This is a genomic window from Solirubrobacter ginsenosidimutans (assembly GCF_027587205.1).
In genome coordinates this window covers 14,878-29,524 of record NZ_JAPDOD010000054.1, presented here as the reverse complement: position 1 = coordinate 29,524, position 14,647 = coordinate 14,878, and the positions used below count along the sequence as shown (strand labels likewise).

Below are 14,647 nucleotides of genomic sequence, written 5' to 3'. Positions count from 1 at the left end.
TGCGCCGCCTCGGTACGCCCGAGGCCCGCGGTCGGGGTGGCGGGCCCGGGGTTGGCGGGGTCCGGGCTCCGTCACCGCAGCCCGGCCAGCTCCTCGTAGAGCGCGCGAGCGGCCTGCTCGCCCTGTTCGAGCGCGACGAGCCGGTAGGACTCGTTGGGCGCGTGCAGCGCGTCGTCGGGGAGCGAGAAGCCCGAGACGATCGCCGGGATGCCACGCTCGGCGAACGCGGCCAGGATCGGGAGCGTCCCGCCGGTGCGGCACAGCGTCGCGTCCTTGCCGCCGACGCTCGCCAGCGCCCGCCGCGCGGCGAGCAGCGCGGGCGTCTCGGGATCGAACGCCGAGGCCTCGGCGCGGTCGGCGCTGAAGAGCAGCTCGGCGCCGTCGGGCAGCGCGTCGCGCAGCAGCGTCTCGAGGTTGGCCGCGACCACCTCCGAGCGCTGCCCGCCGACGATCCGCACCGACAGATCGGCGGAGACGACCGGTACGACGATCGTCCGCGCCTGGCCGCCCTCGACCTTGTGCACGTCCAGCGACGGCTCGGCGGTGGTGCGGACGTAGAACTCCTCGACCGCGTTGGCGTCGGAAGGCCGCGCACCGACCTGCGCCAGCTCGCCGTCACCGCCCGGCAGGGTCTTCCAGCTCTCGAGCTCCGCCTCCGAGGGCGCGATCACGCCCTCGCGCAGCGGTTCAGGCAGTCGCCCGTCGGGGCCGGGGAGGACGGCGCTCAGCACGCGATGGAGGACATGGAACGCGTTCAGCGCGGCGCCGCCGTACATGCCGGAGTGCGCCGGCTGCGTCCCGGTGCGGATCTCGATGTGGGCGAAGACCATGCCCCGCGTCGCGAGCGTGAGCGCGGGCGTCGCGGCGTCGATCATGCCGCTGTCGAAGACGATCACCGCGTCGGCGCCGCGGTCGTCGGCGCGCACCCACTCGCCGACGTCGTCGGAACCGGTCTCCTCGGCGCCCTCGATCAGCACGCGGATATGCACCGGGAGCGTCCCCTCGGCGGCCATCGCGCAGGCGACGTGCAGCAGCGGGAGGAAGTTGCCCTTGTCGTCGGTCGCGCCGCGGGCATACAGACGGCCGTCGCGGACCGTCGGCTCGAAGGCGGGCGAGGTCCAGTCGGCGGGATCGCCGGGATCCTGGACGTCGTAGTGCCCGTAGATCATCACCGTCGGCGCGTCGTCACGCGAGGACGCGCGCAGCTCGCCCACGACCAGCGGGGCGCCGCCGGCGGTCTCCACCAGCTCGCACGTCCCGCCCGCGTCGAGCACGCGCTTCAACGCCCACTCGGCCGCCTTGCGCAGCCCCGCGTCGTTGCGCTCGCCCGCCGAGATCGACGGGATCTTCAACCAGTCGACGGCCTCGTCGAACAGCGAACTCACTTGATCACCGCCAGCGTGTCTCCAGCGGTCACCGAGTCACCCTCGGAGATCGGAAGCTCGGCGATCTTGCCCGCCTTGTGCGCGGTGATCTCGTTCTCCATCTTCATGGCCTCGATGATGCAGACCAGCGCGCCCTCTTCGACGTCTGCGCCCTTCTCGACCAGCACCTTGAACACGTTGCCCTGCATCGGGGAGGCGAGCGTGTCGCCGCCGCTGCCACCGCCGCCGGACGACTTGCGCTCGCGCTTGGGCTTCGGCTTCGCGGCGGCGGAGGATGGCGCGCCGCCGTTCGCGGAGCCCGCGAGCGCCTCGCCGTGCACGGTCACGCTGAAGCGCTTGCCGGAGACCTCGACGACGTAGTCGCGCGCGACGACCTCCGAGTTGTCCTCGGCCTTCTCCGGCGCCGGCGTCGCGAGGCCCTTGAGCCACTTGCGGTCCTCGATCAGGTCGCGGCAGGTCTCCCCGTTGGCCCACTGCGAGCTGGCCATGATCGCCTTGTGGAACGGGATCAGGGTCTTGACGCCCTCGATCTCGAACTCCTTCAGCGCCCGCGCCATCCGCCGGGTCGCCTTCTCGCGATCGGCGTCCCAGACGATCAGCTTGGCCACCATCGGGTCATACAGCGGGGAGATCTCCGAGCCCGCCAGCACACCCGAGTCGACGCGGACACCCGGGCCTGACGGCTCGCGATAGGCCGCGATCGTTCCGGGGGCGGGCGCGAAGTTCTTCGACGCGTCCTCGGCGTTGATCCGGCACTCGATCGCGTGCCCGTGCCAGCGGATGTCCTCCTGCCCGAAGGACAGCGGCTCGCCGGCGGCGATCAGGATCTGCTCGCGCACGATGTCCACGCCGGTGACCGCCTCGGTCACGCAGTGCTCGACCTGCACGCGGGTGTTCATCTCCAAGAAGAAGTACTCGCCGTCCTCGGACAGCAGACCCTCGATCGTGCCCGCCCCGCGGTAGTCGACGGCCAGCGCGGCATCGACGGCGATCTTGCCGATCCGCGCCCGCAACTCCTCATCCACCAACGGCGCCGGCGACTCCTCGATCAGCTTCTGATGACGGCGCTGGATCGAGCAGTCGCGCTCGCCCAGATGGACGACGGTGCCGTGGGCGTCGGCCAGCACCTGCACCTCGACGTGGCGCGGGTCGGGCAGATAGCGCTCGAGATAGACCGTCGCGTCAGAGAAGAACTTCTCCCCCTCGCGCGCCGCGCCCTCGAAGGCGTCGGCCAGCTTGTCCGCCGTCAGCGCGACGCGGAAGCCCTTGCCCCCGCCGCCGCCCGCCGCCTTGACCGCGACCGGGTAGCCGATCTCCTCGGCGATCTTCGACGCGGCCTCGATCGACTCGACCGGCTCGGTCGTGCCCGGCACGATCGGCACGCCGGCGCCCTGCATCAGCTCGCGCGCCTTGGTCTTCGATCCCATCGCGTCGATCGCCGAGGCGGGCGGGCCGATGAACGTCACCCCGGCCTCCTCGAGCCGCCGCGCGAACGCCGCGTTCTCGGCCAAAAAGCCGTAGCCCGGATGCACCGCTTCTGCGCCGGAGCGCTCGATCACCTCGAGCAGCTTGTCGACGTTCAGGTACGACTCGGCAGCCGGACCAGGACCGAGCAGATACGCCTCGGTGGCACGCTTGACATGTTGCGCGTCACGGTCGGCCTCGGAGTAGACGGCGACCGACTCGATCCCGAGCTCGTCGAGCGCTCGGATGACACGAACGGCGATCTCGCCGCGGTTGGCGACCAGGACCCTTGTAAACATCAGGGCGCGCCATGCTATCCGCCCGCCTCTTCCTGGTCCGCCACGGACAATCGACATACAACGCTCAGGCCCGTCTCCAGGGCCAGGCCGACCCGCCGCTCTCGGACGCCGGACGCGCCGAAGCGCAGCGGTTGAAGCCCGCTCTGCCGCCGTTCGACGAAGGGCGCGTGGTCACGAGCGACCTCAAGCGCGCCCGCGAGACCGCGGAGCTGCTCGGCTATCCCGGCGCCCGCCTCGACGCCCGGTTCCGGGAGATCAACGCCGGAGCGTGGGCCGGTCGCTCGCTCTCCGACTTCCCGTCCGGCTCGGAGACGGCGTGGCGGGGAGGAGCACTGAAGGCCCCCGACGGCGAGTCGTGGGAGGAGCTGCAGGCGCGGGTCGGCGGAGCGCTCGACGAGCTGATCGCGGCCGGCGGGACGTGGCTCGTGGTCTGCCACGGCGGGGTCGTCCGCGCGGCACTCTCGCACGTCACCGGCGCCGATCCGCAGCGGGTCGCCGGACCCGCGAACGCCAGCTTGACGGTGTTCAAGGCGCAGTCTCCGCCGCAGGTGGAGGCCTACGGGTGGGTGCCCGCGTTGTCAGTGGGCTGACAGGGAGCGAAATCACCGCAAGTTCCCGCAAGCGGGCGCGTTTGAAGGCTCAACGCCGCTCCCTCGCACCTGGGGCCTTTTGCAGGGAGCGGCGCAAAGGTGGGAACCGGCCGGCCGGCACATGGGGCCGCCGAGCCGGTCGGTTACCCCATCCAAGCTTCGCGTGACGGAAAGCGCTCGACGCCCTCCAGCCGCGCGGCGGCCACCCACGGGTTCGGCGGCGGCGGCTCAGAGGCGACCGCCGGCGCGGTGTCGCGCAGGAACTGCTCGATCGCCGCCATCACGGCCGCGGCCTCCTCGGGCGAGGTGCTGCTGCCATGCAGCTCGAGGCGCGGGCGGCGGTTCATACGGCGAGCGTATCGCCCGCTTCCAGTACGGTCGCCCGATGCTCGGACGGACCCTGGCGGCACTCGGCCTGATGGCCGCGCTCTTCACCTCGTCGGCCCAGGCGGCCGTGTTCCAGGACCGGGGCCCGTTGCTCTCGGGCACCAACGGCATCGTGCTCGGGCCGGACGGGAACTTCTGGGTCGCGGAGGAGTTCAATGACTCCGTGGTGCGGATGACGCCGGGTGGCGCCGTCCTCAATCGTTACGCCGTGGGCGACGACCCGACGTCGGTCGCGACCGGTCCGGACAATCGCGTCTGGGTGTCCGTCACGGGCGCGAGCCAGCTCGTGTGGTTCGACGCGATCGCGGCGACGCCGAGCGCGCACACGGTCAACGGGCTTCCCTGCGGTCCGGTCGGTCTCGTCGGCAGCGCCAACCGCGTGTTCTTCTCGCTCCCCACGTGCGGGCGCCTCGGCACGGTCGCCGCGGACGGCACGGACCTTCACACCGCCCCGGGGTTCGGCACGGTCTACGACCTCGAGTTCGCCGGCGGGAAGCTCTTCGCCCCCGACACCGGCAATGACGCGATCCGGCGCGTCGCGCCCACTGCGGGGCTGACGGTCGAGACCGCCGTCAACGCTCCCGCGGGCAGCGCTCCGGACGGTATCGCCGCCGACGGTGCCGGGAACCTCTGGGTGACGCTCTACAACACGGGCCACGTCGGGCGCTTCCCGGCGACCCAGACCGGCGGCGCGCTGACCGAGCTGGCCCCCGCGGGCGCCGACAAGCTCACCGAGGCGTTCGGGATCGCGGCCGGAGCCGACGGGCGCATCTACGTGACAGGCAAGGCCAGCGCCAACCTCGCCCGCATCGACGCCGGCGGCACCTTCCGTTTCTACCCCACGACGGGTCAGCCGTGGCAGATCGTCAACGGCCCCGACGGCGACCTCTACTTCACCGACCAGTCGAGCACGCGAATCGTCCGCTTCCTCAGCGGTGCGCCGAAGCCGGCGACCCTCGCTCCCGTGTGGGCGGCGACGACCGAGGCCTTCGTTTCCGCCACCGTCGATCCGCGCGGCAACGAGACGCAGGTCGTCATCGACTACGGGCCGACCACGGCCTATGGCTCCACGTCAGCCCCGGTGACGCTGCCCGCGGGCGTGGGGCCGGCGGCCGTCCAGGCCACGCTCACGGGTCTTGCGCCCGGCTCGAACTACCACATGCGGGTCCGCGCGACCAATGAAGAGGGCAGCGCGACCGGCGATGACACGACCTTTGTGTCGCAGGGGCCGGCGATCTGTCTTAGAGCGCTGCGTCTTGCCGCGATCAGCGCCAAGCAGTGCGGCCCAGCGCCCCCTCGCATGCTGGCCGCGCGCACGACGTTCAGCTGGGCCTTCGTCGGCTCGCGGACGGCGCTGCGCAAGGTCGACATCTCCGGTCTCACCGGCGGTGAAACGGCCAAGGTCTCCTGCTCGGGCAAGGGCTGCCCGTTCAAGAGCAAGACCTACAAGAACCTCAAGAAGGGCAAGAAGGCGCTGGGCTCGCGCTTCGGCCTGAAGCGCAAGCTGTCCAAGGGCGCCAAGCTCGAGGTCCGGGTGACCAAGCCGGGCACGATCGGCTCCTCCGCGCTGCTGACCGTGCGCGGTCGCAAGCAAGACCCGAAGATCGTCCGGTCCTGCCTGCGGCCGGGGGCGAAGCAGACGTCGCGCTGCTGATCAGGCGGGTGGGCCGTTGACGCCCTTGATCGACGTCTGGCCGCGGGCGACCGTGTAACGGAACCCCGTGGCCGGCAGCGTCGCGTTCGACTGCTTCTTGATCGTCTGCACCCGCTTGAGCGTGACGTCGAAGGTCTTGTCGGTCGCTTCGACCACGCCGTAGCCGTGGTGGTCGAAGTCGGCCTGGTCGACCCACGGGTTGACCGCGCGCAGCGCGTCGATGATCGCCGGCGCGGTGTTCGGGTTGGCGTCATTGCCCTTAAGCACCTGGCCGCCGCCGATCGGCAGATCGGTCTCGCCGAAGGACTGCGACGTGATCGAGCCGCCCACGAACTCCAGCGCGACCGACTCGCCGCGGCTCTTCGCCGTGCGCACATCGCCCGCGATGAACGTGTGGATGTCACCGGTGACGAAGACGACGTCCTTGATGCCGGCGGTCTTGATGTGGGCGAGCAGTTCCTCGCGCTCGGTCACGTAGCCCTGCCAGGAATCGAAGCCGTAGTACGCGCCGCCGGGCAGCTCGGCGTTCATCATCATCACCTCGTTGCCGACGACCTTCCAGGCGGCGCCGGAGCTCGCGAGGCGCTGCTTGGCCCAGTCCATCTGCGGGCGGCCGAGGAAGGCGCGCGGGGCGTCGAGGTCGGCGCACGGCGCGACGGTCGCGTCGCCGCAGGGCTGGTCGTCGCGGTACTGGCGCTGATCGAGCATGATCATGTCGACGTTCTTGCCGAAGCGCAGCGCGCGGTAGACGCGGCTCTTGCCGGTCTGGAAGAACGGCATCGCCTCGAAGAACGCCTTGTAGCCCGCGGCCTTGCGAGCGGCGGTGTAGTGCTTGGCCGGGTCCAGGCCGCCGCCGGGCGCGTGGCCGGCGTAGTTGTCCTGCACCTCGTGGTCGTCCCACGTCGCGATCATCGGGAACTTGGCGTGCACGTCGCGCAGCGCCTTGTCGGAGCGATAGAGCGCGTACTTGTCGCGGTAGTCGGCGAGCGAGACCGCCTCGCGCACGATCGACGGGTTGTCGCGGTTGGCCTTGCCGATCTTGTCGTCGCGCACGCCGGTCTTGCCCTTGGCGTGGTAGCTCTCGGCGTAGATGTAGTCCCCGAGGCAGACGACGAAGTCCAGGTCGTCGCGCTGCAGCTGCTCGTAGGCGTTGTAGTAGCCGTGCGTGTAGTCGGCGCAGGAGAAGAAGCCGAAGCGGACCGTCTCGTTGGAGTCGTCCGGGAGCGCGGTCTGGAAGCGCCCGACGGGCGAGTGCGAGGTCTTGCTCTCGAAGCGGTAGTAGTAGCGCTCGTGCGCCTTCAGGCCCTTGACGCGGGCCTTGACGGAGTGACCCTTGGCGGCGCTGGTGGCGATCGAGCGCGAGGCGACGACCTTGCGGAACGCGGCGTCGGTCGCGACCTCCAGGCGCACGCTGCCGGACCCTTCGGCGTCGATCACCGTCAGCAGCGTGATCCCGTCGGGGGTCGGGTCTCCCGAAAGCACGCCCTGGCGGAACTTCGCGTCGCGCAGCGCGGCGGCGCGCGCGGTGGCCTCGGGCAACAGCAGGACGGCGGTCGCCGCAGCGGAGCGGCGGAGCATCGCTCGGCGGGTCAGCATGCGCGCGAGCCTACACGTCGTCAGGCGACGCGGATGCGGTCTGCTGGTGAACCAGCCACGCGCGCGCGGCGTCGCCTTCGAGGAGCTCGGGCGCGCCGGGCGGACCGACGTCGATCGACTCGATCGACGCGTGCTCGAGGTGGCGCAGACCGCTGAGGCTTGCGCCATAGAGGCGGACGCCCCGCAGCCCGGCGTTGTAGAGCCCTGCGTCGTCGAGGCGGGCGTGGGTGAGGTCGGTGTGCAGGAATTCGGCGCCGGTGAGCTCCACCCGCCTCAGGTCGGCGCCGGACGCGTCCGTCCAATGGAATTTCGCCGCGTCGCAGTGCGCATCACGCAGCACGGCCGAGCGCAGGTTCGCCTCGTCGAGGGTCGCATGCCCGAGGTCGGCACCCGTGAGGTCAGCCCCCTCGAGGTTGGCGCGGCGCAGGTCCGCGTATTCCAGTTGGACTGCGATCAGGTCCGCGCCGGCCAGGTCGGCGTTCACCAGCGTGTCGCGGGTCATGTCGCGTGGGCGGACTCGCGCCTCGAGCCAGGCCGACGCAGCTGCTCCGGTGAGCACGGTGTCGCCGGTGTCGATCGAGACGATCCGCGGAGTGCCCTTGAGTCCTTTGAGTCCAGTACCGGCGAGCCGGGTTTCGTCCAGCAGCGCTCCGTCGAGGTCGGTGCCATAGAGCCACGCGCGGGTGAAGTCGGCGCGCGTGAGGTTCGCCCCGCGGAGGTCGGCTTCGAGCAGGAGCGCCTCGGAGAGATCACGGCCGGTGAGGTCCGCACCGCCGAGCCCGGCGCCGGAGAGATCGATCTTCTGATTGATCCAGACGACCGCGGGGGCGAGCGGACGGGCGAGCTTGCGTTCGAGCTCCTCGAGTGGGAGGCCGTCGCCGGCCGCCTCGTTCAGCCAGGCTCGCGCAGCGTCGCCTTCGAGCCGCTGCTCGCCGACGATGATCGAGTACACGTGCGCCGCATCGAGCCGCCTCAGCCCACGCAGGCTTGCGCCGTCCAGGCGCACATCCTCGATCGCCGCCTTACTGACGTACACGCCGTCGAGGCGAGCGCCCCGAAGGTCGACGTCGACCAGGTATGCGGCGGCGAGGTCGGCACCGCGAAGATCGGCGCCGCGCAGGTCGGCGCCGTGGAAGTTCGCGCTCTCGGCGCGGACGTCGCGCAGCACGGCGCCGCGCATCACGGCGTCGCTGAAGTCCGTCTTCTTCAGGTAGGCGTTGGAGAAGTCGGCGCGGGTGAGTTGTGCGCGGATGAAGTGGGCGCGGTCCACCTCCGAGCCGGCGAAGCTCACGCCTCGGAGGTCGGCACCGACGTAAGCGGCGTCGGCCAGGTGGCTCATGGCGGTCGTCATAGATCCGGGTAGAAGATGAACTGGTCGCGCAGCCCGCGGGCGTCGATCTCCTGCAGTAGCGAGCGCAAGCCGGCGTCGTCGAGGCCGTCGCGGTTGAGGATGATCTTCTCACCGTTGCGGATGTCGTCGCGTTCGACCTCCCGCGTGAACGTCTTCGCGTCGAACGGCTTGAACTCGGAAGTCGCGACCTTGTGATCGTACTTCTGGCCCTTGGCGTCCACGAAGTCCGCGCCGCGTTCGTTGTCGGACCTAGGGTTGGCGCGACGCATCGTGGGGACCCTTCCCGCCTTCTCGAGCGCGATCGCGTCGTCGGCCTCACGGATCGAGTTCGCGGTGATCGTGCCGCCCTTGTCCGGGTCCGTGCTCAACACGCGTCGTCGCAGATCGTCGTGCAGCCGTTGCAGCAGCTTCTGGCGCTCGGGGTCGACGCTGGAAGGCGGCGGCGTGGCCGCCGGCGCCGGTGAGCCTTCCTTCTTGAAGCGATCGCGCCAGACGGCGAGGATCTGGCGCCGCGCCTTCGCCGCCTCCTCGAGCGTCTTCGCTTCGCGCAGCGCCTTGTAGGCGCCCTTCATCGCGACCGCGAAGCGCTCGAAGCCCTTGCCGAGCGCCTTCGCGACCGGGCCGGTCGGGAGCAGCAGGCTGACCGGGTCGTCGAGCACGAACGCGTCGAACGCCTTCGAGTACAGCGGCCGGCCGTCCTTGGTGGGATCGTCGCCGCGCTCGACCTCGTAGCCGTCCGGGTTGCCGTCGCCGTCGGAGTCGAAGTGGTTCGGATCGGTGCCGAGCGCCACCTCCTGCGCGTCGGTCAGCCCGTCGCCGATCGTGTCGAAGCCGTCGGAGTCCTTCGACGCCGGGTTGGTGCCGAGCGCCAGTTCCTCGCCGTCGCTCAGGCCGTCTCCGTCGCTGTCGGCGCTGGTCGGGTCGAGCTTGCCGCCTGAGTTGGCCTCGCGCCGGTCGGGGACGCCGTCGCCGTCGCTGTCGGCGTTCGCCGGGTCGGTGCCGAGCTCGATCTCCCGGCCGTCCGGGATGCCGTCGCGGTCGCTGTCGGTGCTCGCGGGGTCGGTGCCGAGGCGGCGCTCGTCGGCGTCGGACATGCCGTCGCCGTCGGCGTCGCCGGGCGTCTTCGCCGCGGCCTTCGGCGAGGAGTCGCAGTCGCCGCCGATGATCTGGCAGACCGCGGCGTCGACCTCGTGCCGCAGCTTGCCCGGCAGGTCGAGGGTGAAGATCGCGGCGATCATCGCCGCCACCAGCAGCAGGATCCCCATGTACTCCGCGGCGGTCTGGCCGCGCTGGCCGCGGAGCATCTGCGTCAGCCGCGGGAGAGGCCGAGCTCGTCGATCAGCCACTGCGAGCCGACGCGTCGCAGCAGCGTCCGCTTGACGCTGAGCCCGCCGCTCGGGGACTTCACCGACGCCTGGGCCGTATCGCCCTCCTGCAGCACGACCACCCGCTCGGGCTTGGCGGCGTCCGCGGCAAAGCGCTTGGGCATCCCGGTCGACACCGTCTGGCCGTAGGCCGAGAGGACTTCGGCGCAGTCGCCGATGCCGGCGTCCTTCGCCCGTGCATCAAGATCGCGGCGGTACGCGGGCGTGAACTGCGCGCATGCGCGGGCACCGTCGCCCGCGAGCATGTACTTCACGTACGCCGCGACGCGGGCCTGGATCGCGGCGTGGTCCTGCTGCGCGTCGGGCTTGGCGCGCTTCGGCGCGGCCGCGGGCTCGGTGCCGCAGCCGGCGAGGAGGACGAGGAGGAGCAGGAGCGCGCGCCGTGACACGCGCGCAACGCTAAGGGTGTCCTGTGCGGCCGGCCAGGGTCTGAAGGCCCATCTTCGTCGTGGGACCGGTCCCGACCGACAGGGTCACGTGGAACCGCGGACCATCAGTTCCGACGCGGTGATCAGCGGCGCGTCGCGCTCCGCCCCCGCGAGGCGCTCGAGCAGCAGGGCGATCGCGGCCTCACCCTGTGCATCGGGCCGCAGGTCGATCGCGGTGACGTCCGCGTCGCGCGCCTGGTGGCTGTCGAGCGCGGCCGCGACCCGCAGGTCCTGCGGGATGCGCAGGCCGAGGTCGAGCGCCGCGCACAGCACGCCGTTGGTGAAGCGCTCCGCCTGGGAGAGGATCGCGTCCGGGCGTTCGCGCGTGAGCAGACGCTTCGCCGGCTCGTGGCCGCCGCGCTCGCCGGTGCGCGGGTCGACGAGCTCCACGAGCGGCTCGCGCCCGTGCTCGGCGCTCCACGCCTCGTACGCCGCCGTCGTCTCCTCGGCCCAGCCCCACCCGCCGCTCGCGGCGAGCAGCGCGATCCGCTCGGAGCCGGCTTGCGCCAGGTGATCGAGGACCGCGCGCGTGTTGCCCTCGTTGTCGGCGCGCACCACCCACGGGCGTTCAGGCCGCGCCGGGTCGCGCTCGATCGTCACGACCGGCAGCTCGAGGGTCTCGAAGAGCTCGACGCGGCGGTCGTCGCTCAGCGGGTCGCAGACCACGCCGCCGTCGACGCCGAGGTCGCGCAGGTCCTCGACCGTGCTCAACGGCGGCGTCAGGAGCACCGGGTGGCCGGACGCGAACGCGGCGCGGGTCGCGGCTCCGGCCAGGTGCAGGTAGTAGTCCAGCGCACCCAGCTCGTCGTCATCGGTCCCCAGCCCGAACGACGGGAGCACCAGGCCGAGCGTGCCGCTGCGACCGGTGCGCAGCCGCCGCGCCGTGCGGTCGGCGCGGTAGCCCAGCTGCTCGGCCGCGCCGGCGATGCGCTCGCGCGTCGCGGCGTCGACCCGGCCCTTGCCGTTGAGCGCGTGCGAGACCGTGGTGACCGACATCCCGACGGCGCCGGCGACGTCACGAATGGTCGGACGTCGCGTCACTCGGGGCATCGTACTCGACCGGAAAATCGATTTTGCGCCGGTTGCGCGCCAGCTTCATGTGGGCGGGTGGACGTGCGTTCACACCTTGGTGGATCCGCCGTCACAGCGTCGAGCACCAGCCTGGATGACGATGGACAGATTGCGCAAGCTCGCCTCGGCGGCGACCGTCGTCGCCGCCCTGGCGGCGCCCACGGCCGCGCACGCCGCCTGGACGCCCCCCGCCACGCTCGGCAGTTCGACCGGCGCCAACCCGACCGCGCAAGGCGCGTTCGACGGAAGCGTGGAGACCGGCTTCCTCGACCCGACCGTCTCGCTCGCCAAGCGCAGCGGCGACGGCTTCACCGCACCCACCCCGATCACCGCCGCGGATCCGTTCGAGAAGGTCTGGGCGGCGCAACTGGACGCCAAAGGTGACGCGGTCGTCCTGACCGTTCGCAGGCACAAGCCCTTCCAGCGGGTCCGGGCGACGTTCGTCGCGGCCGACGGCACCCGCAGCGCCACCCGCACGATCTCCACCACCCCGCGCTCGTCGGCCGGGCCGCAGCTGTCGGTCGCTCCGGACGGCACCGCGGTCGCGGCCTGGTCGTGGCACGACGTCGCGGGCTGGCGCGCCCAGGCCTCGATCCGGCGCCCCGGCCAAGCCGCCTTCGACCCGCCCCAGACGCTCTCCCCGCCCGCGCCGGTGACCGGGAAGGCGCAGTCGCGGCCGATCCTCAACGTCGCCGCGGGCGACGGCGGCCGCGCCGTGCTGACCTGGCAGTTCGGCGGCAACGCGGACATCCCCGAGTCACCGCTGCACGTCCTGACCGCCGGTACGGACTCGAAGTTCGGCGCCGACCAGACGCTCGACGGCGCCGGCGGGTACGCCGACGTCGGCCTCGCCGTGGGCGCCGGCGGCGCCGTGCAGGTCGCGTACCTCGACGAGCACTTCGTCGGCCACGAGACCGGCTCGAGCCTGCGCGTCGCCCAGGGCACGGTGGGTGCGCCGCTCTCCGCGCCGGCGGTCCTTTCGAGCGGCGGCAAGGGGACGAGCTCGGGCAACCAGGTCGCCGCGGCCTTCTCGGCCGACGGCACCGCGACCGTCGCGTGGGCCAAGCCGGGCAACAGGTACGAGGAGGGTGGCGCGCTGGAAGTCTTCACCCGCGCGGCCGACGGCGCGTTCGGTGCCGCGCAGACGCTGGCGCAGAACGCCGAGGGCCTCTCGCTGGCCGGCGGCCCGGCCGGCGCGGCGGCGTTGACCTGGATGGTCGAGACCCAGCAGCCGAAGTCGGTCAGCTATGCGGTCCACGCCGCCACCCGTCCGCAGGCCGGCGGACCGTTCGGCGCCGACGAGACGATCTCGGACACGTCACGCAACGGCCTCTGGCCGAGCGTCGCGATGACGCCCGCGGGCGACGCGATCGCCGCGTGGGTCTCCAACACCGACGGCAGCGGCGGCGGTTCGAACACCGCCGCGATCTCGCACGTCGGCTAAAGCGGGATGTTCCCGTGCTTGCGCCTCGGGCCCGGCTCACGCTTGGTGAGCAGGGCCTCGAGCGCGGCGATCAGCTTCGGGCGCGTCTCGTGGGGGATGATCACGTCGTCCACGTAGCCGCGCTCGGCCGCGGTGTAGGGGTTGGCGAAGCGGGCCTTGTAGTCGTCGATCAGCTTCTCGCGCCGGTTCTCGGGGGTGGGTGAGGCGGCGATGTCGCGGCGGTGGATGATGTTCACCGCTCCCTCCGGCCCCATCACCGCGATCTCGGCGGTCGGCCAGGCGAAGTTGAAGTCCGACATCAGGTGCTTGGAGGACATGACGTCGTAGGCGCCGCCGTAGGCCTTGCGGGTGATCACCGTGAGCTTGGGCACCGTCGCCTCGGCGTACGCGTAGAGCAGCTTGGCGCCGTGGCGGATGATCCCGCCCCACTCCTGCGACGTGCCCGGGAGAAAGCCCGGCACGTCGACGAGCGTGAGGATCGGGATGTTGAACGCGTCGCAGTAGCGCACGAAGCGCGCGGCCTTGGCGCTGGCGTCGATGTCCAGCACGCCCGCCATCGCCTTCGGCTGGTTGCCGACGACGCCGATCGCGTAGCCGTTCAGGCGCGAGAACCCGACCACGATGTTCTGCGCGTAGTGCTCGTGGACCTCGAGGAACTCGCCGTCGTCGACGATGTAGCGCACGACGTCGCGGATGTCGTAGGGCTTGTTGGCGGCGTCCGGGACGATCGCGTCGAGCTCGGGGTCCATCCGGTCCGGGTCGTCGGTGGGCTGGACCCGCGGCGCCGTCTCGAGGTTGTTGGAGGGCAGGAAGCTGAAGAGGTAGCGGGCGTCCTCGAGGCAGGCGTCCTCGTCGTCGGCGACGAAGTGGGCGACGCCGGACTTGGTGGCGTGGCTCATCGCCCCGCCGAGCTCCTCGAAGCCGACCTCCTCGCCCGTGACCGTCTTGATCACCTCGGGGCCGGTGATGAACATGTGCGAGGTCTCCTTGACCATGAACACGAAGTCCGTGATCGCGGGGGAGTAGACCGCGCCGCCCGCGCACGGGCCCATGATCAGCGAGATCTGCGGGATCACGCCGGAGGAGCGGACGTTGCGCAGGAAGACGTCCCCGTACGCGCCGAGCGAGACCACGCCCTCCTGGATGCGCGCGCCGCCGGAGTCGTTGATGCCGATCACGGGGCAGCCGATCTTGGCCGCCATGTCCATGATCTTGCACATCTTCTCGGCCATGACCTCGCCCAGCGAGCCGCCGAAGACCGTGAAGTCCTGGCTGAAGACGCACACGCGGCGCCCGTCGATCGTCCCGTGCCCGGTGACGACGGCGTCGCCCCAGGGCCGGTTCTTCTGCATCTCGAAGTCGGTGGTCCGATGCCGGACATAGGTGTCCAGCTCTTGGAAGGAGCCGGGATCGAGCAGCTTCTCGATCCGCTCACGGGCCGTGTACTTGCCCTTCGCGTGCTGCTTCTCGACCGCTTTTTCCGACGCGTGGTCCACGACCGCGGCCCGCAGCTCCTCGAGCTGCTCCAGCCGCTCCGCGAACGTCTCGGGAGCCTTCTGGCGCATAGACGACGCGACGATATCGCTTGCCCGA

12 protein-coding genes are annotated in these 14,647 nt (G+C 71.3%); 3 read left to right on the top strand and 9 right to left on the bottom strand.

The features are described from left to right. Positions 1-71: 71 nt before the first annotated feature. Together OM076_RS36750 and OM076_RS36745 are read right to left on the bottom strand one after the other, a co-directional pair. Positions 72-1,385 (bottom strand): M20/M25/M40 family metallo-hydrolase, encoded by a 1,314-nt coding sequence (locus OM076_RS36750; protein WP_270045159.1) that lies wholly within the window; start codon positions 1,383-1,385, stop codon positions 72-74. Further along, positions 1,382-3,148, bottom strand: coding sequence for an acetyl-CoA carboxylase biotin carboxylase subunit (locus OM076_RS36745; protein WP_270045158.1), 1,767 nt, complete (start codon positions 3,146-3,148; stop codon positions 1,382-1,384). The genes OM076_RS36750 and OM076_RS36745 overlap by 4 nt, the downstream gene beginning before the upstream one ends. 11 nt (positions 3,149-3,159) lie before the next feature. On the opposite strand from OM076_RS36745, the gene OM076_RS36740 reads away from it, so the two are divergent. Continuing rightward, positions 3,160-3,738: a histidine phosphatase family protein gene (locus tag OM076_RS36740; protein WP_270045157.1), complete on the top strand. Its 579-nt coding sequence runs from the start codon at positions 3,160-3,162 to the stop codon at positions 3,736-3,738. 143 nt (positions 3,739-3,881) lie between these two features. On the opposite strand, the gene OM076_RS36735 is transcribed toward OM076_RS36740, so the two are convergent. After that, positions 3,882-4,085 carry a hypothetical protein gene (locus tag OM076_RS36735; protein ID WP_270045156.1) on the bottom strand — a complete coding sequence of 68 codons (204 nt, stop codon included), beginning with the start codon at positions 4,083-4,085 and terminating at the stop codon, positions 3,882-3,884. Between the two features lie 38 nt (positions 4,086-4,123). Between OM076_RS36735 and OM076_RS36730 the strand changes: the two genes are divergently transcribed. Next, entirely contained in the window at positions 4,124-5,779 is a 1,656-nt protein-coding gene (locus OM076_RS36730) for a virginiamycin B lyase family protein (protein ID WP_270045155.1), read from the top strand. On the opposite strand, the gene OM076_RS36725 is transcribed toward OM076_RS36730, so the two are convergent. The 5 genes from OM076_RS36725 to OM076_RS36705 form a co-directional block, all read right to left on the bottom strand. Further along, positions 5,780-7,375 (bottom strand): alkaline phosphatase D family protein, encoded by a 1,596-nt coding sequence (locus OM076_RS36725; protein ID WP_270045154.1) that lies wholly within the window; start codon positions 7,373-7,375, stop codon positions 5,780-5,782. A 10-nt stretch (positions 7,376-7,385) separates the two neighbouring features. Beyond that, a complete protein-coding gene (locus OM076_RS36720; RefSeq protein ID WP_270045153.1) occupies positions 7,386-8,714 on the bottom strand; it encodes a pentapeptide repeat-containing protein in 1,329 nt (442 codons plus the stop codon). Positions 8,715-8,722: 8 nt separating this feature from the next. Further along, positions 8,723-10,030 (bottom strand): hypothetical protein, encoded by a 1,308-nt coding sequence (locus tag OM076_RS36715; protein ID WP_270045152.1) that lies wholly within the window; start codon positions 10,028-10,030, stop codon positions 8,723-8,725. Positions 10,031-10,035: 5 nt separating this feature from the next. Continuing rightward, on the bottom strand, positions 10,036-10,500 hold the full coding sequence (locus tag OM076_RS36710; RefSeq protein ID WP_270045151.1) for a hypothetical protein: 465 nt from the start codon (positions 10,498-10,500) through the stop codon (positions 10,036-10,038). A gap of 84 nt (positions 10,501-10,584) precedes the next feature. Further along, positions 10,585-11,589, bottom strand: coding sequence for a LacI family DNA-binding transcriptional regulator (locus OM076_RS36705; RefSeq protein WP_272598877.1), 1,005 nt, complete (start codon positions 11,587-11,589; stop codon positions 10,585-10,587). A 121-nt stretch (positions 11,590-11,710) separates the two neighbouring features. Here OM076_RS36705 and OM076_RS36700 point away from each other — a divergent pair, with 121 nt between their 5' ends. Beyond that, a complete protein-coding gene (locus tag OM076_RS36700; protein WP_270045149.1) occupies positions 11,711-13,054 on the top strand; it encodes a hypothetical protein in 1,344 nt (447 codons plus the stop codon). On the opposite strand, the gene OM076_RS36695 is transcribed toward OM076_RS36700, so the two are convergent. Then, entirely contained in the window at positions 13,051-14,619 is a 1,569-nt protein-coding gene (locus OM076_RS36695; RefSeq protein WP_270045148.1) for an acyl-CoA carboxylase subunit beta, read from the bottom strand. The genes OM076_RS36700 and OM076_RS36695 overlap by 4 nt on opposite strands. Positions 14,620-14,647: the final 28 nt, after the last annotated feature.

Coding starts and splice junctions, on each gene's coding strand:
- OM076_RS36745 (WP_270045158.1), bottom strand. CDS start 3,148: ATGTTTACAAGGGTCCTGGTCGCCAACCGCGGCGAGATCGCCGTTCGT.
- OM076_RS36740 (WP_270045157.1), top strand. CDS start 3,160: ATGCTATCCGCCCGCCTCTTCCTGGTCCGCCACGGACAATCGACATAC.
- OM076_RS36735 (WP_270045156.1), bottom strand. CDS start 4,085: ATGAACCGCCGCCCGCGCCTCGAGCTGCATGGCAGCAGCACCTCGCCC.
- OM076_RS36730 (WP_270045155.1), top strand. CDS start 4,124: ATGCTCGGACGGACCCTGGCGGCACTCGGCCTGATGGCCGCGCTCTTC.
- OM076_RS36725 (WP_270045154.1), bottom strand. CDS start 7,375: ATGCTGACCCGCCGAGCGATGCTCCGCCGCTCCGCTGCGGCGACCGCC.
- OM076_RS36720 (WP_270045153.1), bottom strand. CDS start 8,714: ATGAGCCACCTGGCCGACGCCGCTTACGTCGGTGCCGACCTCCGAGGC.
- OM076_RS36715 (WP_270045152.1), bottom strand. CDS start 10,030: ATGCTCCGCGGCCAGCGCGGCCAGACCGCCGCGGAGTACATGGGGATC.
- OM076_RS36705 (WP_272598877.1), bottom strand. CDS start 11,589: ATGCCCCGAGTGACGCGACGTCCGACCATTCGTGACGTCGCCGGCGCC.
- OM076_RS36700 (WP_270045149.1), top strand. CDS start 11,711: ATGGACAGATTGCGCAAGCTCGCCTCGGCGGCGACCGTCGTCGCCGCC.
- OM076_RS36695 (WP_270045148.1), bottom strand. CDS start 14,619: ATGCGCCAGAAGGCTCCCGAGACGTTCGCGGAGCGGCTGGAGCAGCTC.